The 18,980-nt window shown below is 48.9% G+C and carries 14 protein-coding genes; 12 read left to right on the top strand and 2 right to left on the bottom strand.

Annotated elements, in window-relative coordinates; all coding sequences use genetic code 11:
- Nucleotides 1-7 precede the first annotated feature (7 nt).
- The 8 genes from AC6R1A_RS13175 to AC6R1A_RS13140 all read left to right on the top strand — a co-directional run bounded on the left by AC6R1A_RS13175 (nt 8) and on the right by AC6R1A_RS13140 (nt 9,344).
- The gene (locus AC6R1A_RS13175) at nt 8-1,456 is read left to right on the top strand and encodes an ATP-binding protein (protein ID WP_500633708.1); all 1,449 of its coding nucleotides are present in this window, start codon (nt 8-10) and stop codon (nt 1,454-1,456) included.
- A 144-nt stretch (nt 1,457-1,600) separates the two neighbouring features.
- The gene (locus tag AC6R1A_RS13170; protein WP_334552591.1) at nt 1,601-2,851 is read left to right on the top strand and encodes an ABC transporter substrate-binding protein; all 1,251 of its coding nucleotides are present in this window, start codon (nt 1,601-1,603) and stop codon (nt 2,849-2,851) included.
- Nucleotides 2,852-2,968: 117 nt separating this feature from the next.
- Nucleotides 2,969-3,892 carry a carbohydrate ABC transporter permease gene (locus tag AC6R1A_RS13165; RefSeq protein WP_500630328.1) on the top strand — a complete coding sequence of 308 codons (924 nt, stop codon included), beginning with the start codon at nt 2,969-2,971 and terminating at the stop codon, nt 3,890-3,892.
- On the top strand, nt 3,889-4,746 hold the full coding sequence (locus tag AC6R1A_RS13160) for a carbohydrate ABC transporter permease (protein WP_334552587.1): 858 nt from the start codon (nt 3,889-3,891) through the stop codon (nt 4,744-4,746). Before AC6R1A_RS13165 ends, AC6R1A_RS13160 begins: the two co-directional genes overlap by 4 nt.
- A 5-nt stretch (nt 4,747-4,751) precedes the next feature.
- Complete coding sequence (locus tag AC6R1A_RS13155) at nt 4,752-5,867, top strand: ABC transporter ATP-binding protein (protein WP_500633709.1); 1,116 nt, start codon at nt 4,752-4,754, stop codon at nt 5,865-5,867.
- A gap of 359 nt (nt 5,868-6,226) precedes the next feature.
- The gene (locus tag AC6R1A_RS13150) at nt 6,227-7,222 is read left to right on the top strand and encodes a TRAP transporter substrate-binding protein (RefSeq protein WP_500633710.1); all 996 of its coding nucleotides are present in this window, start codon (nt 6,227-6,229) and stop codon (nt 7,220-7,222) included.
- 91 nt (nt 7,223-7,313) lie between these two features.
- Nucleotides 7,314-7,979: a TRAP transporter small permease gene (locus tag AC6R1A_RS13145; RefSeq protein WP_334552581.1), complete on the top strand. Its 666-nt coding sequence runs from the start codon at nt 7,314-7,316 to the stop codon at nt 7,977-7,979.
- A 3-nt stretch (nt 7,980-7,982) separates the two neighbouring features.
- Nucleotides 7,983-9,344 (top strand): TRAP transporter large permease, encoded by a 1,362-nt coding sequence (locus AC6R1A_RS13140; protein WP_500633711.1) that lies wholly within the window; start codon nt 7,983-7,985, stop codon nt 9,342-9,344.
- A 48-nt stretch (nt 9,345-9,392) separates the two neighbouring features.
- On the opposite strand, the gene AC6R1A_RS13135 is transcribed toward AC6R1A_RS13140, so the two are convergent.
- Together AC6R1A_RS13135 and AC6R1A_RS13130 are read right to left on the bottom strand one after the other, a co-directional pair.
- Entirely contained in the window at nt 9,393-10,742 is a 1,350-nt protein-coding gene (locus AC6R1A_RS13135) for a sigma-54-dependent transcriptional regulator (protein ID WP_500633712.1), read from the bottom strand.
- Entirely contained in the window at nt 10,742-12,529 is a 1,788-nt protein-coding gene (locus AC6R1A_RS13130; RefSeq protein WP_500633713.1) for a sensor histidine kinase, read from the bottom strand. Before AC6R1A_RS13130 ends, AC6R1A_RS13135 begins: the two co-directional genes overlap by 1 nt.
- Nucleotides 12,530-13,064: 535 nt before the next feature.
- Here AC6R1A_RS13130 and tig point away from each other — a divergent pair.
- The 4 genes from tig to lon all read left to right on the top strand — a co-directional run bounded on the left by tig (nt 13,065) and on the right by lon (nt 18,938).
- Nucleotides 13,065-14,366: a trigger factor gene (tig, locus tag AC6R1A_RS13125; RefSeq protein WP_500626083.1), complete on the top strand. Its 1,302-nt coding sequence runs from the start codon at nt 13,065-13,067 to the stop codon at nt 14,364-14,366.
- 104 nt (nt 14,367-14,470) lie between these two features.
- Nucleotides 14,471-15,097 (top strand): ATP-dependent Clp endopeptidase proteolytic subunit ClpP, encoded by a 627-nt coding sequence (clpP, locus tag AC6R1A_RS13120; protein WP_045975254.1) that lies wholly within the window; start codon nt 14,471-14,473, stop codon nt 15,095-15,097.
- Between the two features lie 82 nt (nt 15,098-15,179).
- Nucleotides 15,180-16,463: an ATP-dependent protease ATP-binding subunit ClpX gene (gene clpX, locus AC6R1A_RS13115; RefSeq protein ID WP_500633714.1), complete on the top strand. Its 1,284-nt coding sequence runs from the start codon at nt 15,180-15,182 to the stop codon at nt 16,461-16,463.
- Between the two features lie 129 nt (nt 16,464-16,592).
- Entirely contained in the window at nt 16,593-18,938 is a 2,346-nt protein-coding gene (gene lon, locus AC6R1A_RS13110; RefSeq protein ID WP_500630052.1) for an endopeptidase La, read from the top strand.
- The last annotated feature ends 42 nt before the right edge of the window (nt 18,939-18,980 follow it).

The following is an 18,980-nucleotide window of genomic DNA, read 5'->3' as shown; positions in this document are numbered from 1 at the left end:
CAAAGTGATGAAGTGGTTATTTCGCTTACTGAAACCCAATTCGTTGGTGACCCGGACACTCGGCCTTACCGTGTTGGCGGTGGTGATCGCGCAGGGTATAGCCACCTCCATCTGGTATACCGAGTCTAAGCACAAAGAGCTTGCAGGGATCCGAGACGCCTCGCAAAGCATGGCCAACATGTTTGCCTCTACGGTGACCTTTTTTCAGTCTCTACCGACTGGCTATCGCCATATCGTGCTTGATCAAATTCGCAATATGGGCGGCACGCGCTTTTTTGTCTCGTTCAACAAAGAGCGATTGATTGTCGACCCGATTGACGATACACGCCTAAAACGCGCCTCACTCAATGCCGTGACAACGGTGCTCAAACAGAAGCTGCCTCGCGCTCGCTCGATAGACGTCAACTTCTCCCAGCCAGAAAACCTGCGCTTGCTAAAAAACGACATTTATTTGCACGATTTACCCAAATCGTGGGCGCATCACACGCTCACATTGTCACCGATTGATCCTCCGGTATTGGTGGTACAAATCGAACTGAATGAGCACGAGTGGCTGTACATCGCCGCCTTGTTGCCTGCGCCATACGTGACGTTGGATGACACCTTGATTGGCCGAGAGCAGATTTTATTCCTCTTCTTTTCCACCACCTTGCTGCTTGCCTTGACCTATTTACTGATGCGCCGTCAAGTGAAACCCTTGAAGCGTTTGGCCAAAGCCGCCAATGACATGAGTATGGATGTCGATCAGCCGCCTTTGGCCGAAGATGGCGCTCGTGAGCTGGTGGTGGCGACGCGTGCGTTCAATCGTATGCAGCAGCGTATTCGGCGCTACACTGCCGACCGTGAGCATCTGTTCTCTGCCATTTCACATGACTTAAAAACACCCATTACGCGTCTAAGGCTGCGAGCCGAGCTACTGGAAAGTGACGTGAAACGCAGAAAATTCAATAAAGACCTCGACGAGTTGGAAATGATGGTTAAAGGCGCGCTTCAATGTGTGCGCGATACCGACTTGCACGAGAATAATGCCTACATTGACCTCAATGAGATGATCCTCTCTGTCATTGAGCCCATGAACCACAAGCAACATTGCGTCGACTTTACTCCTATGACTATGGAGCCGATCGTCGCGAAACCATTGGCGATTAAGCGAGTGCTTACTAACTTGCTCGATAACGCAGTGAAATATGGTAAGCGTGCGTCTGTCACGATAGAAGTTCAGCGCGAGTGGATCACGGTGACGATTGATGACTGCGGCCCGGGTATTCCAGAAGATAAGTTGGAAGCGGTGTTTGAACCTTACTTTCGTTTGGCAGAAGATGATCAAGGTCACGGCCTTGGGCTTGGCATCTGCCGCAACATTTTGCACGGACACGGCGGAGATCTCATTATTAGTAATCTCCCGCAGCGTGGTTTACGCGCGCAACTCTTTATTCCACCTGGCCTTGAAGTGTAATGTAACTGAATTGTTACATTGGCTTTACGATTTGTTTCAATCTTCTTTTTCTAGTCGGATAGACTCAATAACGTTCAAGCACGAAGTGAACGGGTCAGTTTGACGTCGACCCAGATGTCTAATCCAAAAACATGGAAGATAACAATGAAAATGAAGAAAACCCTACTTACCTTATCCCTCCTTGCTGCCTCTGCTTTCTCCCAAGCGGGCGAAGTCGAAGTACTCCACTGGTGGACTGCCGGCGGTGAAGCAAAATCTGCAGCGGTATTGAAACAGATGCTCGAAGAGCAAGGCCACAGCTGGAAAGACTTTGCGGTTGCTGGTGGTGGCGGTGAGTCCGCGATGACCGTGTTGAAAACCCGCGCAGTATCGGGCAACCCACCGTCAGCGGCACAAATCAAAGGTCACGACATTCAAGAATGGGGCGGCCTAGGCTTTTTGACCTCACTCGATGACACGGCCAATCAAGAGAAGTGGGACAGCATCTTGCCTTCGGTGGTCACTAAAGTGATGAAGTTTGATGGCGAATACGTCGCAGTGCCAGTGAACGTTCACCGTGTTAACTGGGTATGGGCAAACCCAGAAGTATTGAAAAAATCCGGCGTAGAACTGCCAAAGACATTGGATGAGTTCTTCGTTGCAGCCGACAAGATCAAAGCGGCAGGTTACATTCCATTGGCGCACGGCGGCCAACCATGGCAAGACGCGACAGTCTTTGAAGCGGTGGCGCTCGATGTGCTCGGCAGTGAAGATTACAACAAAGCGTTTGTCGACTTAGATATGGATGTGCTCGCTGGCGACAAAATGGTCGAGGTGTTCACCAAGTTTAAGAAAATGCGCGATTACATCGACGCCAACTCACCAGGTCGTGACTGGAACGTTGCCACCTCTATGGTGATCAACGGTGAAGCCGCCATGCAAATCATGGGTGACTGGGCGAAAGGTGAGTTCTCTGCTGCAGGTAAAGTACCGGGTAAGGATTACATCTGTGCTCCAGCGCCAGGTACTGACGGTCAGTTCACCTTCAACATCGATAGCTTTGCGTTCTTTGAGCTCAGCAATGCTGATAACCAAAAAGCGCAGCAAGATTTGGCGAAAACCATCTTGACCAAAGAGTTCCAAGAAGTCTTCAACCTCAACAAAGGTTCGATTCCAGTGCGTCTGGATATGGACATGAGCGCGTTTGACCAGTGTGCATTGGATTCGATGGCAACGTTTAAAGCCAGTGCAGAGTCGGGTGACCTAGTGCCAAGTATGGCGCACGGCCTAGCGACGACCAGCTACGCGCAAGGTGCTATCTATGACGTCGTGACCAACTTCTTCAATGATGCGAATGCGGATCCAAAAGAAGCGGCACAGAAACTGTCAAAAGCGGTAAAAGCGGCGATTTTCTAACCTTCGCTTAGCATTACTTCACACCCCAAAGGGCGCTTCGGCTTGTGGGGAGCCAAGCGCCCTTTCCTTAACCATCTGACGGTGATGGTGTCAGATGAGAAGACGTAAGGAATCGTTATGGAGCATGTTGTATCTAGGAATGCAAACAAGTCTGCACCAAAGCTCAGCTTTGCAGACAGGTTGCAACGCTGGCTGCCGAAAATTGTACTTGCGCCGACTATGTTAGTGACCGTGGTGTGTATCTACGGCTACATTTTTTGGACGGCGGCATTGTCATTGACAAACTCGCGTTTCCTACCGAGCTATAAGTTTGTCGGCTTTGCTCAGTATGAAAGGCTAATGGAAAATGATCGTTGGATTACGTCCATTTCCAATCTAGGCATTTTTGGCCTGATGTTTATGTTGGTCGCCATTGTGTTGGGTGTTGGTCTGGCTATCTTGCTGGATCAGAATATTCGCCAAGAAGGGGCGATCCGAACTATTTACCTCTACCCAATGGCCCTGTCCTTTATCGTGACGGGTACCGCGTGGAAGTGGATTCTCAACCCAGGTCTGGGTATCGAAAAACTGATGCAAGACTGGGGCTTCACCAGCTTCAAATTTGACTGGTTAGTCAATTCTGAAATGTCGGTGTATACGCTGGTGATAGCAGCGGTGTGGCAATCCTCAGGCTTTGTGATGGCGATGTTTTTAGCGGGCTTGCGCGGCATTGATTCATCGATCATCAAAGCGGCGCAAATTGATGGCGCGAACCTACCGACCATCTACATGAAAATTATTTTGCCTTGTTTACGTCCGGTGTTCTTCAGCGCCGTGATTATTACTTCGCACATTGCGATCAAGAGTTTTGACCTCGTTACCGCCATGACGGCCGGTGGCCCGGGTTACTCCTCAGATTTACCTGCGCTCTTTATGTACGCGCACTCCTTTACCCGTGGCCAAATTGGCCTAGGTGCTGCCAGTGCAATGATGATGCTGGCCGGGATATTGGCCATCTTGGTGCCATATTTGTACTCAGAACTTAGGGAGAAGAAGTCATGACCAAAAACATGAACATGGCTCGCCTGATGATTTATGCCGGGTTGCTATTCTTCTGCTTAGTGTACTTGATGCCGCTGTTTGTCATGGTGATCACCTCGTTTAAAACCTTGCCAGACATCAAGGCCGGTAACCTGATGTCGTTGCCGACCGAGTGGGTATGGGACGCATGGTACAAAGCGTGGGACAGCGCTTGTACGGGCGTAAAATGTGAAGGCGTCAAAGGTTACTTCTGGAACTCGTTCCAGATGGTGATTCCCGCGGTGGCGATTTCAACCTTACTGGGGGCGTTTAATGGTTACGTGGTGACAAAGTGGCAGTTTAAAGGCTCAAACTTGTTCTTTAGCTTGTTGCTGTTTGGGTGCTTTATACCATTCCAGGTGATTTTGCTGCCAATGGCCGCGGTATTGGGCAAATTGGGTCTAGCGAACACTACGACAGGTTTGGTGATCGTTCACGTCATCTACGGTATGGCCTTTACCACGCTGTTTTTCCGCAACTTCTACATCGGTATTCCTGATGAGCTGGTTAAAGCGGCGAAGCTGGATGGCGCAGGCTTTTTTACCATCTTCTTTAAGATTCTCTTACCGCTCTCTACGCCGATCATCATGGTCACGGTGATTTGGCAGTTCACGGCGATTTGGAACGACTTCCTATTTGGGGTGGTCTATTCGGGCTCAGAAACCCAGCCTATTACCGTGGCGCTCAATAACTTGGTCAACACCAGTACCGGGGTGAAGGAATATAACGTGGATATGGCGGCAGCGATTATTGCGGCATTGCCGACACTGCTCGTTTACGTACTGGCAGGAAAATACTTTGTTCGAGGCCTGACGGCAGGATCAGTAAAAGGATAATTACAATGGCAACACTAGAACTTAAACAGATCCGCAAAACCTACCCTAAGGCGGAGCAAGAAACACTTAAGGGTATTGATATCAGTATTGAATCAGGTGAATTCCTGATTCTGGTGGGTCCATCGGGCTGCGGTAAATCGACATTGATGAACACCATAGCCGGTCTTGAAGGGATCAGCTCGGGTGAAATCGTCATCGATGGGCGTGATGTCTCCAGCGTTGAGCCAAAAGACAGAGACATCGCGATGGTGTTTCAGTCCTACGCGCTTTACCCCAATATGACGGTGCATGGTAACATCGCCTTTGGTTTGAAAATCCGCAAAATGCCGGCGGATGAAATTGAAGCGGAAGTGCAGCGAGTGGCGAAAATGTTGCAAATCGACCATCTGTTGGATCGTAAACCGTCGCAACTTTCTGGTGGCCAACGTCAACGTGTCGCGATGGGACGTGCACTGGCTCGCAGACCTAAGCTTTACCTCTTTGACGAACCGCTCTCGAACCTTGATGCTAAGTTGCGCGTTGAGATGCGTCACCAGATCAAACGTCTGCATCAGCAGCTCAATACGACGATTGTATACGTGACGCACGACCAAATTGAGGCAATGACGTTAGCCGATCGTATCGCGGTAATGAAAGACGGTGAGTTACAGCAACTGGGCACGCCGAAAGAGATCTACAACAAGCCGAACAATATGTTTGTCGCAGGCTTTATGGGATCGCCTTCAATGAATTTCATCAAAACCATGGTGGATCTCGATAGTGATGATCAGCCAGTGATTAAAGTGAAAGGGGGCAATGGTCAGGAGCACCACATCAAGCTGCCGGCCTCTATGCGTGAGCAAGACGGCAAAGAGATCGTGATTGGCCTTAGACCTGAGCACATTACTGAAAGTGAAAATGCGGACTCGAGCGCCACCACAGCGCTTAATCTGCAACTTGAAGTGCTAGAGCCGACAGGTCCAGATACGATTGCGATGATTAAGGTCAACGATCAGGAAGTGGCGTGTCGCCTTTCACCTGAGTTTGATGCCAAGGTCGGTCAGGTTGCGCCGTTGCATTTTGACCTATCCAAAGCGGTGTTCTTTGACGCCGACACAGAGCAACGTATCGATTTTCATTGATACACGTATTGAGCACACTCTTCAGTCATATTCACGGGGGGGAATTCAGGCTAGGCTTGCAGTCTGAGGTGAAGAGTGTGCTCCTCTTTATAGGGACGTTTTGGCAGCATGATGCTGCCTTTTTTGTGTCTGTTGTGTTAATGGTGTGTAAACTGACCCATTGCACTCTTTCTCTTGGGTGGATTTCCACACATTTATTATTCGATTTGGCGCTGGGAACGCATCTCTGACTCTCTCGTGTCATATAAGTATATGTTTTTGTTTGTTTTTGATCTTTCTCTCTAAGTTGGCCAGTTTATTGCTCCTTACTTGATACAACACCCAGTGATGGGGTTGCTCAATCCACAAGGAGAATAATAATGTTAAAGCCTTTGACCCTACTATCTGCCTCAATTCTTGCTGTCACCAGTTTCAACGCCGCTGCAAACTGCGATCCTGGCGAGACGGTGATCAAGTTCAGTCACGTGACCAATACCGACAAGCACCCGAAAGGGATTGCGGCGTCACTGCTTGAAAAGCGTGTCAATGAAGAGATGAATGGCAAAGTCTGTATGCAGGTCTTCCCAAACTCGACCCTTTACGATGATGACAAGGTACTTGAAGCGCTACTCAATGGTGATGTTCAACTCGCAGCCCCTTCTCTTTCAAAGTTTGAGAAATTCACCAAAAAGTACCGCATCTTCGATCTGCCGTTCTTGTTTGAAGACGTGGAAGCGGTGGATCGCTTCCAGAACTCAGAAGCGGGTGAGAAGCTGAAGAACGCGATGCAACGTCGTGGAGTTCAAGGTCTTGCATTTTGGCATAACGGCATGAAGCAGATGTCAGCGAGCCAACCACTGCTTGTCCCTGAAGATGCAAAAGGGTTGAAGTTCCGCGTACAAGCCTCTGATGTTCTAGTCGCTCAGTTTGAGCAGCTAGGGGCTAACCCACAGAAAATGTCGTTCAAAGAAGTGTATGGCGGCTTGCAAACCAAAGTTATTGATGGTCAAGAGAACACCTGGTCAAACATTTACGGTAAAAAATTCTTCGAAGTTCAAGATGGCATTACAGAAACCAACCACGGCATTCTTGATTACTTAGTCGTGACCTCGAACGATTTCTGGAATGGGTTACCTGATGATCAGCGAGACCAACTGGCGACCATCATTAAAGAGGTGACTGAAGCTCGAAACGCGGAGTCAACGAAGGTTAATCTTGCCAACAAAAACAACGTAATAGAAGCAGGTGGTGTGGTGAGAAAATTAACACCAGAGCAACGACAAAAATGGGTAGATGCGCTTCAACCCGTGTGGAAGAAGTTTGAAAAAGACATCGGTGCCGATCTGATTGAAGCGGCGTTGGCGTCGAACAAATAATCTCCTCTACAGATAACAATACACACCCTATACAGGCTCCTTCTAGAGGAGGAGCCTGCTGCAAAAGGGTGGAACCAAAAGTGATCACACTATGGAACAGTCAATCTTTGCCAAAATAGGACAAGTGACCGATGCGATTGAGGAAACCTTGATTGCCTTTTTCCTTGGCGCTATGACCCTGCTGACGTTCACCAACGTCGTCTTTCGTTATGTTTTTAACAGTAATATTCTTTGGGCCCTCGAACTTACCGTATTTATGTTTGCCTGGATGGTGCTGGTCGGCGCCTCTTACGGTGTCAAAAAACACTTCCACATCGGCGTTGACGTCATCATCAACATGGTATCGCCGGGCATGCGCAAAACCTACGCCTTGATGGCCGCTGGCTGCTGTTTGGCCTTCTCCATTCTGCTCTTGGTCGGCTCTTGGAACTACTGGTATCCGTTTGCCACCGAGAGAGCTTGGTATGAGACGGACGATATCCCAATGCCCGAGATATTGCAGTTTTTAGCCGATTGGCTCAATGAAGGCGAGCGCTATGAAAAACTGCCGCGTTTTATCCCCTACATGGCTCTACCCATTGGCATGGCACTAATGACGTTCCGCTTTTTGCAACTGACGCTGCAAATTGCCACCGGCAAGCTGGATCGATTGATCGCAGGTCACGAAGCAGAAGAAGAGCTGGAAGCATTGAAAGAAGAACTCAGTGAAGCGGGAGAGGCCATGGAGCCCACCAAGAAAAACGGCAAGGAGAGCTAAGCCATGGATATTTTGTTTTTGTTCGTGATGGTGATTGGCTTCATGCTGATTGGTGTGCCTATCGCAGTCTCACTCGGCCTATCGAGTATTCTTTTTTTGATGATGCACTCTGATGCTTCCCTAGCGTCGGTAGCACAAACCCTATTTAACGCCTTTGCGGGCCACTACACCTTATTAGCGATTCCGTTCTTCATCCTCGCCTCGAGTTTTATGTCGACCGGCGGTGTGGCAAAACGCATTATTCGCTTTGCGATTGCGATGGTGGGTTGGTTCCGCGGCGGCTTGGCGATGGCGTCGGTAGTTGCGTGTATGATGTTTGCGGCCTTGTCAGGCTCTTCGCCTGCGACGGTGGTCGCAATCGGTAGTATCGTGATTGCCGGTATGATCAAAAATGGCTACTCCAAAGAGTTTGCAGCTGGCGTGATTTGTAACGCGGGTACGCTCGGCATTTTGATCCCGCCATCGATTGTGATGGTGGTGTATGCGGCGGCGACCGATGTTTCGGTGGGACGTATGTTCCTTGGTGGCGTGATCCCAGGCTTGTTAGCCGGTGTGATGTTAATGATCGCCATTTACATTGCTGCGCGCGTGAAGAACTTACCGAAACAACCGTTCGTCGGTTGGGGCGAGATGCTTGCCGCTGCGAAAGACGCCAGCTGGGGCTTGTTGCTGGTGGTGATCATCCTTGGCGGTATCTACGGTGGCGTGTTCACCCCGACAGAAGCGGCGGCCGTTGCGGCGATATACTCCTTCTTTATCGCTAACTTTGTCTACAAAGACATGGGACCATTTGCCGACAAAACCAACAAGAAACCAGTATTGGTGAAAGTGTTGCAAGCGTTTGTTCATAAAGATACCAAGCACACCCTATATGATGCCGGTAAGCTGACCATTATGCTGTTGTTCATCATCGCCAATGCGTTGATCCTTAAGCATGTGTTGACCGAAGAGCGCATTCCGCAAATGATCACTGAATCCATGCTCTCGGCAGGGCTTGGGCCGATCACCTTCTTGATTGTGGTCAATTTGCTGCTGTTGATTGGTGGTCAGTTTATGGAGCCATCGGGTCTGTTGATTATCGTCGCGCCGCTGGTATTCCCGATCGCCATTGCACTGGGTATCGACCCTATTCACCTTGGCATCATGATGGTAGTGAACATGGAGATAGGGATGATCACACCGCCAGTGGGGCTCAACCTCTTTGTTACTGCCGGGGTGGCGAAGATGTCGATGATGCAAGTCGTCAAAGCGGCGTTGCCGTGGGTAGCGGTGATGTTCTTGTTCTTAATCATCGTCACTTATGTGCCTTGGGTATCCACTTGGCTACCGACCACACTGATGGGGCCGGAAATCATCACCAAATAGAACCGTCTCTTGTCATGTTGTCGCCCCGGCTACGATGCCGGGGCGATGTTATTCTGGCTGGTCACTTTTGTAGACGCTCTTGTCTATCCCATACTTTTGCATTTTATCGTAGAGCGTTTTTCTTGGCACTTGCAGCAAGGTCATGGTGTCATTGATGCGTCCGGAAGTGCTGGCAAGCGCTTGTTCAATCACTGCTTTCTCAAACTCTGCCACTTGCAGGGCAAGCGGTGTTGCTTCGGCACTCGACTGGCTCGGATTGAGGTGACCAAGGTTACCAAGCAGCACAAAGCGCTCGGCGCTATTGCGCAGTTCACGCACGTTACCCGGCCAATCATGGCACATCAGTGTTTGCAGATCGGCATCGGGCAAGGCATTCGCGGCTTTGCCATATCGCGCGGCGGCAACCAGGAGAAAATGGTGGAATAGGGCAGGGATGTCCTCTTTTCGTTGGCGTAAAGGCGGTAAATCCAAGGTAACAACATTGAGTCGGTAGTAGAGATCCTCACGAAACGTCCCTCGAGCTGACGCTTGCTTTAAATCCACTTTGGTGGCGGCAATGACGCGAATATCCACCGGGATTAGGGTATTTGAGCCAACTCGTTCAATCACTCGCTCTTGCAGCACGCGCAGTAAACGAATTTGCGCCTGCATCGGCATGGATTCGATCTCATCAAGAAACAGCGTGCCACCTTGCGCGTGCTCAAACTTACCGATGCGTTTGGCCTCTGCGCCAGTAAACGCGCCTTTTTCGTGACCGTAGAGTTCACTCTCAATCAAATTTTCAGGGACGGCGCCACAGTTGATGGCGACGAAATTTGCCTCACGACGAGAGCTTTGCTCGTGAATGGAGCGCGCAACCAGCTCTTTACCGGTTCCTGTCTCGCCAAACAGCAGAATATCGGCGTTGGTGTCCGCGATGTGTGCAATGGTATCGCGCAGTGTTTGGATGCTAGGGGTGTCGCCGATAATCCTTGGGCCCAGTGTATTACTGGCCCTAAGGCTGCGCTTTAGTGCTTGGTTTTCGAGCGTTAAGGCCCTTTTGTCCAGGGCGCGCTTGGTGGTGTCAATCAAACGGTCAATGGCAAAAGGTTTTTCAATAAAGTCATAAGCGCCGTTATGCAGCGCATTGACTGCCATGGTGATGTCACCATGGCCGGTAATCAGGATCACCGGCACATCCTTGTCTTGATGCAAAACTGAAGTCAGTAAGTTTTCCCCGGATAGACCGGGCAAACAGATGTCGGTGATCAGCACCTTTGGCATGCCATGCTCTTTGATGGCCAAAAGAGCATCTTCTGCGCAGGCAAAAAAATCGGCAGAGATCCCCTCGAGCTCGAAGCTCTGTTCAATGGCAATGCGGATGTCACTTTCGTCATCAATAAAGAATACGTCGTGCATTAGAGTTCCTTTTCAACAAGAGGGAGCGAAACAGTAAATCGTGCGCCGCCAAGGGGAGAGGTCCCAACGGTGAGCTCACCGTGCATGGTCTCAACAATGTGCTGAGAGATAGAGAGCCCAAGACCCAGTCCGTTTTTCTTGGTGGTGTAAAACGGTTCGAAGAGGTGAAGGGCCGTTTGTTGATCGATGCCAGGGCCATTGTCGTCTATGGCAATCTGCACCTGTTTATCCACTACGTTGGCGCTAAGGCGAACCTTACGCGTATCGAGAGATTCGACCGCCTGCGCGGCGTTAGTGATCAAATTGATCAGCACTTGCTCAAGCTGGATAGCGTTAATGTCCACTTTGCCCAGTTCGGGTGCCAGTTCAACCTCGAAGTCGACTCGATACGATTTGATTTGCGGTGCGACCAACTCTTTCACCGAGGTGATCACGGGGGTGAGTGCCACAATGGAGACATCATTGCTGTCAGATTTGCGCGTAAAGGATTTCAACTGGCTACTGATTTTGGCCATTCTGTCGGTCAGTGAGGAGATACGCTGCAAGTTATCATCAACGCGATCGAGGTGGCTTTTGGCCAGAAAGCGGCGAGCGTTGTCAGCGAAACTGCGAATCGCCGCTAACGGATTATTGAGCTCATGGCTGATACTGGCCGACATCTGACCGAGTACCGCCAGTTTTGCTGCTTGAATGAGCTCATCTTGCGTTTGGCGCAGCGCGGCTTCCGTGCGTGAGCGTTCAAGAACCTCGGCGTGGAGCTCGGCGGTGCGTTCCATCACTAAGAACTCAAGTTTTTGTTTGGCTTCCGCTTGGAGGCGCTCAAATTGACGTTGCTTGAGTCGGCGCTGATAGGTTAATTGCATGGTTAAAAAGACAATCACAAACAGCAACGACCAAACCAGCCCAAAACTCAACACTGACCAAAATACGGTCACTTTTTCCGATAGAACACGAATGGTTAAGTTAAGTTCAGGCAAAGGGCGGCTGGAGACTAAATAGTCCCCTTGAATCCAACCGAGACGCCGGTTAGTCAGTTCCGATTGCGCAAGGTCAATGGCGCCGTTGAGGCCCAGCGATTGAATGTCAGTATCGAGGTATTGCCTGCTGTCGCGAATCGCCTGCCGCGTCGCATCGCCTAAATCGGTCAAGCTCTTAAACAACCAGTGAGGGTTGCTGGACATAAAAATGACATGGTTCTGATCGGTGGCGACAAAGGTGTTTACTTTGCTGCTCCAGTTCTCTTCGATGGCAGAGAGGTCCATCTTGACCACGATGACTCCCACGACTTCAGCGGCATAGACGACAGGGTAGGAATAGTAGTAACCGCGCTGCCCAGAGGTGGATCCCAAGGCGAAGTATTGGCTCGCTCGACCTTGAATAGCTTCAAAAAAATAGGGACGCCAGGCGAAGTTTCGGCTGACAAAGGAGCGATCTAAGTTCCAGTTGCTGGCAGCAATGGTGGTGCCCCAACGATCCAATAGATAGGTGTCGGCGGCGAGAATCGTATCGTTAACGTTTTGCAAAAAGCGATTAGTGAGTTCGACTTGAGCGGGGTTGTTCGGTTGTTTCAGTGCCGCGAGCAATTCACCATCTTGGGCAATTAACTTGGGCAAATGCGCGTATTTGTCCAGTTTGTTAATAATGTGACTGGCAAAGCGATCAAGCTGCTCTTGCTGCTCCGCATGTTGGGCATGGTAACGATACTCCCACATCCATTGTGAGCCGGCAAGTAACGTCAGCAGATAAAGAATAAACACAGACAGATTGGCGCGGCGAAACGACGACATAATACCCTGACAACTCTTAAAATTACGCCTCTCTATCGTACTGTTTTTTGTTACTGGAGTGTTTAAGTTATTAACGAAATTGCGCAGCAAAACCGGACTTGGATCTAGTTTTTCAGTCTATAAATAAAAAAACGCTAGTGAATCTTGAAAAACCAATTAATGTCCCCATTTCTGCTAACAAAGGCCGTCATATTGATGCTTTTTTTAGCACTTAAGTGGGTTTTTAGGAGAATGCAGCCCGTATCACTGCGATTAGCTCGACAGCTATGCATCGGGTCGGTAGAATGCTGCGTCTAAATTTTTGTCCTGAGACTAATTGGAGATGGCTTTGACCTCGCTTTTTTAGTGTGGTGAGAAGAGATCGCTGATTAGTCCGGTAGTCCACATTGTTGGTTACCGATACTCGAATTACGAAATGTGTTCATCGAGCACACAAAGGATGGACCGAATTAGTGGCGTGCGGTGGTGACACTCTGCTCTGCTAATAAGGAACATAAGCTCAGCTTAGCTGAGCCTGTATTGAGGTTATTGAATAATGCAAGTTACTGTTGAAACGCTAGAGGGCCTAGAGCGTCGTCTAAACATTACTGTTCCTGCTGCTAACATCGAAGATGCTGTAACAGCTGAACTACGCAACATCGCAAAAAACCGTCGTTTCGATGGTTTCCGTAAAGGCAAAGTGCCTCTAAAAATGGTTGCTCAGATGTACGGCAAAGCGGTACGTCAAGACGTAATGGGTGAAGTGATGCAACGCCACTTCATCGAAGCGATCGTTAAAGAGAAGATCAACCCAGCAGGCGCTCCTACTTTCGCTCCAGTAGAAGCAAAAGAAGGCGAAGACCTAGTTTTCACTGCAACGTTTGAAGTTTACCCAGAAGTTGAACTGAAAGGTCTAGAGAACATCACTGTTGAAAAACCAACAACTGAAGTTCAAGACGCAGATGTTGAAGAGATGATCGACACATTGCGTAAGCAACAGGCAACTTGGAAAGAAGTTGACGAAGCTGCAGAAGAAGGCAAGCGTGCGACTATCGACTTCGTTGGTTCTATCGACGGCGAAGAGTTCGAAGGCGGTAAAGCAGAGAACTTCCCTCTAGAAATGGGCGCAGGTCGCATGATCCCAGGTTTTGAAGACGGTATCGCAGGTAAGACTGCAGGTATGGAATTCGAAATCGACGTGACTTTCCCAGAAGATTACCACGCTGAAAACCTAAAAGGTAAAGCAGCGAAATTCGCTATCAAACTGAGCAAAGTTGAAGCGCGTGAACTGCCTGAGCTAAACGACGAGTTTGTTGCTAAGTTCGGTGTAGCAGAAGGCGGTGTTGATGCTCTGAAAGCGGAAGTTCGTAAGAACATGGAGCGTGAGCTGAAGCAAGCGGTTAAAAACCGCATCAAAGAGCAAGCGCTCGACGGTCTAGTGAAAGAGAACGATATCGACGTACCAGCAGCGCTGATCGACCAAGAAATTGGTACTCTACGTCAGCAAGCGGCTCAACGTTTCGGTGGCAACCCAGAAGCCGCTGAACAGCTTCCACGTGAACTGTTCGAAGAACAAGCGAAGCGTCGCGTTGTCGTTGGTCTTCTTCTAGGTGAAGTGATCAAGTCTGAAGAGCTAAAAGCTGACGACGAGAAAGTGAAAGCACTGATCGAAGAGATGGCGACAGCGTACGAAGATCCAACTGAAGTGGTTGCTTACTACGAGCAAAACGAGCAAATGATGAACAACATGCGCAACGTTGCTCTAGAAGAGCAAGCAATCGACGCTATCATCGCTAAAGCTCAGGTTTCTGAGAAAGCAGTAAGCTTCAACGAGCTTATGAACCAGCAGCCAGCTTAATAGGCAATATCTTGCGTAGGTAGTTGACTAAGCGTCGACTATTCTGCTAACAATGGTCCGTATGATATTATCATCCGGGCCATTTATTTTAGGGACATAAGAATATGAGCTACCAAGAAAAAAATGCAATGTCGCCGATTCTAGACGCGCTAGTACCCATGGTGGTTGAACAAACTTCCCGAGGTGAACGTTCCTACGACATTTATTCACGTCTACTTAAAGAGCGTGTAATTTTCCTGACTGGTCAAGTGGAAGACCATATGGCAAACCTTGTCGTGGCACAGCTGCTTTTCTTAGAATCTGAAAATCCTGATAAAGACATCTTCCTCTACATTAACTCGCCAGGCGGCAGTGTGACCGCAGGTATGTCAATCTATGACACCATGCAGTTCATCAAGCCTAACGTCAGTACCGTTTGTATGGGACAAGCGTGTTCTATGGGGGCCTTCCTGCTTGCTGGTGGTGCGCCAGGCAAGCGTTATGTATTGCCTAACTCACGCGTGATGATTCACCAACCGCTGGGCGGGTTCCAAGGACAAGCGTCAGATATCCAAATTCATGCGCAAGAAATTTTGACCATCAAGCAGAAGCTCAATAAGTTGCTAGCAGAGCACACGGGTCAACCGCTTGAAGTGATTGAACGTGATACCGACCGTGACAACTTTATGGCAGCCGAACAAGCCGTTGAATATGGTTTGGTGGATGCGGTATTGACGCATCGCGGTGAATAAGCCAGAGCAAATTGTTCTGCGCAATTATGAATGATTTGATGTACACTCAAATCATAAAGAGTAAAGGCTAAGAGGTTAGCGAATGACAGATAAAAGCAAAGAGAGCGGTAGTAGTAAGCTTCTTTACTGCTCTTTCTGCGGCAAAAGCCAGCACGAAGTTCGCAAGCTGATCGCTGGTCCGTCAGTTTACATCTGTGATGAATGTGTCGACTTATGTAATGACATCATCCGTGAAGAAATCAAAGACGTGCTTCCGAAAAAACAGTCAGAAGCACTGCCGGTGCCGCGCGAGATCCGTGCCCACCTTGATGATTATGTGATTGGCCAAGATTACGCTAAAAAAGTGTTAGCAGTAGCCGTTTATAACCACTATAAGCGTTTACGTAATGGGGACACGACCAGTGAAGGTGTTGAGCTAGGTAAGAGTAACATCCTTCTGATTGGTCCAACGGGTAGTGGTAAAACATTGCTTGCAGAAACGTTAGCGCGTTTCCTTGATGTACCATTTACTATGGCTGACGCGACTACGCTGACAGAAGCGGGTTACGTGGGCGAAGACGTAGAAAACATCATCCAAAAACTGCTGCAAAAATGCGATTACGACGTGGCGAAAGCAGAACGTGGTATCGTTTATATCGATGAGATCGATAAAATTTCGCGTAAAGCGGAAAACCCTTCAATTACCCGCGACGTGTCGGGTGAAGGTGTGCAGCAAGCGTTGCTTAAATTGATTGAAGGCACGGTCGCATCCGTTCCTCCTCAAGGGGGCCGTAAGCATCCACAACAAGAGTTCTTGCAAGTGGATACCTCCAAAATCCTCTTTATTTGTGGCGGCGCATTTGCCGGCTTGGATAAAGTGATTGAGCAGCGCGTCGCAACAGGTACAGGTATCGGTTTTGGCGCAGAAGTGCGTTCAAAAGATGAAACCAAAACTGTGGGTGAGCTGTTCACTCAAGTGGAGCCTGAAGATTTGGTTAAATACGGCTTAATTCCTGAGTTCATTGGTCGTCTTCCTGTAACGACGACGTTGACTGAGCTTGACGAAGAAGCCTTGATTCAGATCTTGTGCGAGCCTAAGAACGCATTAACTAAGCAGTACGCGGCACTGTTCGAGCTAGAAGATGCTGAGCTTGAATTCCGTGAAGATGCATTGCGTTCGATTGCGAAGAAAGCCATGGAGCGTAAAACAGGTGCTCGTGGTCTTCGTTCTATCCTCGAGAGTGTTCTGCTTGAGACCATGTACGAATTGCCATCAATGAACGACGTCAGCAAAGTCGTGATTGATGAGTCAGTGATTAAAGGCGAATCGGATCCGTTGCTGATTTATAGCAACGCCGATAACCAAGCCGCTGGCGCTGAATCTTAATCGGATTCACAAACTAAGATGGTGTAAGAAAGGGAGTAATCAATTACTCCCTTTTTTTTATTCTTCCATTGAATCCAACCAATTAGCCCCCATATACTGCTCATAAGACTAAGCGGAAGAGAGAAGAATATGAACTTGGAACGTTCCGAACGTATCGAGATCCCCGTACTACCTCTAAGAGATGTAGTGGTTTACCCGCATATGGTAATTCCTTTGTTTGTTGGTCGTGAAAAGTCGATTGCGTGCCTAGAAGCTGCAATGGACAACGACAAGCAAGTCTTGTTGGTGGCACAAAAAGAAGCTGACACCGACGAACCCACGAAAGACGATCTGTTTGAGGTAGGAACGGTCGCCACCATTTTGCAGTTGCTTAAACTCCCTGACGGTACGGTGAAAGTACTGGTCGAAGGTCAGCAGCGCGCGAAAATTCATCAGTTTTATGAAGAAGAGTTCTTCACTGCAGATGCAGAATTTTTGTTGACTGAGCCACTGGACGAGCGAGAGCAAGAAGTGATCGTTCGCAGCGCGATCAACCAGTTCGAAGGTTTTATCAAGCTCAACAAAAAAATCCCACCTGAAGTTCTAACCTCGTTAAGTGGCATCGATGAAGCCGCTCGTCTGGCGGATACGATTGCAGCGCACATGCCACTCAAGCTGGCTGAAAAACAGAGTGTGTTGGAAATTCTTGATGTCACTGAGCGTCTAGAGTTTTTGATGGGGCAGATGGAATCAGAAATCGATTTGCTTCAAGTTGAAAAGCGTATTCGTACACGCGTTAAGAAGCAGATGGAAAAGTCGCAGCGCGAATACTATCTGAACGAGCAAATGAAAGCGATTCAGAAGGAGCTGGGCGAGTCTGAAGACGGTGTTGACGAATTTGAGACGCTCAAGCAAAAAATTGCTGAAGCGAAAATGCCGCAAGAAGCGCGTGAGAAGACTGAGCAAGAGCTGCAAAAGCTGAAGATGATGTCGCCAATGTCGGCAGAAGCGACCGTGGTTCGTGGTTACATCGATTGGATGATTGGTGTGCCATGGAACAAGCGCTCGAAAGTGAAGAAAAACCTCGCCAAAGCAGAAGAAGTGCTCAACGAAGATCACTACGGCTTAGAGCGAGTGAAAGAGCGCATTCTTGAATATTTGGCGGTGCAAAATCGCATCAATAAATTGAAAGGACCTATCCTGTGTCTCGTTGGTCCTCCAGGTGTGGGTAAGACGTCGCTAGGTCGCTCTATCGCAGCGGCTACCGGGCGTAAATACACGCGTATGGCGTTAGGTGGGGTACGTGATGAAGCGGAAATCCGTGGTCACCGCAGAACCTACATTGGTTCCATGCCAGGCAAGTTGATTCAGAAAATGTCCAAAGTGGGGGTGAAAAACCCGCTGTTCTTGCTGGATGAAATCGACAAAATGTCATCGGATATGCGTGGTGATCCGTCATCGGCGCTCCTTGAGGTTCTCGACCCTGAACAAAACAACGCATTCAATGACCACTACTTAGAAGTGGATTACGATCTGTCCGATGTGATGTTTGTTGCCACCTCGAACTCAATGAACATTCCGGGGCCACTGCTTGACCGTATGGAAGTGATTCGTTTGTCGGGTTACACCGAAGATGAAAAGCTTAACATTGCGAAACGTCACTTGGTCGACAAGCAGATCAAGCGAAACGGTTTGAAAGCGGGTGAGATTGACATTGAAGACTCAGCGATCATCGGCATTATTCGCTACTACACGCGTGAAGCGGGTGTGCGTAGCTTAGAGCGTGAAATTTCGAAGATCTGTCGTAAAGCGGTGAAGAACATTCTGCTCAAACCGGATTTGAAGAAAGTGACGGTGAGCATGGATAACCTCAAAGAGTATCTAGGTGTTCAGCGCCATGATTACGGTAAAGCGGAAGACAGTAATCGTATTGGACAGGTAACAGGATTAGCGTGGACGGAAGTCGGCGGTGACCTGTTAACCATCGAAACCCAATCGATGCCAGGTAAAGGTAAGTTGACTCAAACCGGTTCATTGGGTGATGTCATGCAGGAATCGATTCAAGCTGCGATGACCGTGGTACGTTCGCGCGCTGAAAGCTTGGGTATCAACTCTGACTTTTACGAAAAGCGTGATATTCACGTCCACGTACCTGAAGGTGCCACGCCTAAAGATGGTCCGAGCGCCGGTATCGCGATGTGTACCGCTTTGGTGTCTAGCTTGACGGGCAACCCAGTCAAAGCTGAGGTGGCCATGACAGGTGAGATCACGCTGCGTGGTGAAGTTTTGCCGATTGGTGGTTTGAAAGAAAAACTGCTGGCGGCGCACCGTGGTGGTATTACAACGGTTCTTATTCCAAAAGACAATGAACGCGATTTGGAAGAGATTCCAAGTAACGTCATCGCGGATCTGAAAGTGATTCCGGTTCAATGGATTGATGAAGTCCTGAAAGTCGCACTCGAAAAAGACCCGTCAGGTGTTGAATTTGCTCACTAAAAAGAGTGATGTGCAGCAAAAATAAGTAAAAGATTACGCTGA

It is taken from the genome of Vibrio sp. R10-SG3-ISO3, from assembly GCF_059834225.1.
The sequence above is the reverse complement of the archived record's forward strand: the minus strand, read 5'-3'. Positions and strand labels throughout refer to the sequence as shown.

Bases quoted from the DNA above. Each gene is read 5' to 3' on its own strand.
- AC6R1A_RS13175 (WP_500633708.1), top strand. From the start codon at position 8: ATGAAGTGGTTATTTCGCTTACTGAAACCCAATTCGTTGGTGACCCGG.
- AC6R1A_RS13170 (WP_334552591.1), top strand. From the start codon at position 1,601: ATGAAAATGAAGAAAACCCTACTTACCTTATCCCTCCTTGCTGCCTCT.
- AC6R1A_RS13165 (WP_500630328.1), top strand. From the start codon at position 2,969: ATGGAGCATGTTGTATCTAGGAATGCAAACAAGTCTGCACCAAAGCTC.
- AC6R1A_RS13160 (WP_334552587.1), top strand. From the start codon at position 3,889: ATGACCAAAAACATGAACATGGCTCGCCTGATGATTTATGCCGGGTTG.
- AC6R1A_RS13155 (WP_500633709.1), top strand. From the start codon at position 4,752: ATGGCAACACTAGAACTTAAACAGATCCGCAAAACCTACCCTAAGGCG.
- AC6R1A_RS13150 (WP_500633710.1), top strand. From the start codon at position 6,227: ATGTTAAAGCCTTTGACCCTACTATCTGCCTCAATTCTTGCTGTCACC.
- AC6R1A_RS13145 (WP_334552581.1), top strand. From the start codon at position 7,314: ATGGAACAGTCAATCTTTGCCAAAATAGGACAAGTGACCGATGCGATT.
- AC6R1A_RS13140 (WP_500633711.1), top strand. From the start codon at position 7,983: ATGGATATTTTGTTTTTGTTCGTGATGGTGATTGGCTTCATGCTGATT.
- AC6R1A_RS13135 (WP_500633712.1), bottom strand. From the start codon at position 10,742: ATGCACGACGTATTCTTTATTGATGACGAAAGTGACATCCGCATTGCC.
- AC6R1A_RS13130 (WP_500633713.1), bottom strand. From the start codon at position 12,529: ATGTCGTCGTTTCGCCGCGCCAATCTGTCTGTGTTTATTCTTTATCTG.
- tig (WP_500626083.1), top strand. From the start codon at position 13,065: ATGCAAGTTACTGTTGAAACGCTAGAGGGCCTAGAGCGTCGTCTAAAC.
- clpP (WP_045975254.1), top strand. From the start codon at position 14,471: ATGAGCTACCAAGAAAAAAATGCAATGTCGCCGATTCTAGACGCGCTA.
- clpX (WP_500633714.1), top strand. From the start codon at position 15,180: ATGACAGATAAAAGCAAAGAGAGCGGTAGTAGTAAGCTTCTTTACTGC.
- lon (WP_500630052.1), top strand. From the start codon at position 16,593: ATGAACTTGGAACGTTCCGAACGTATCGAGATCCCCGTACTACCTCTA.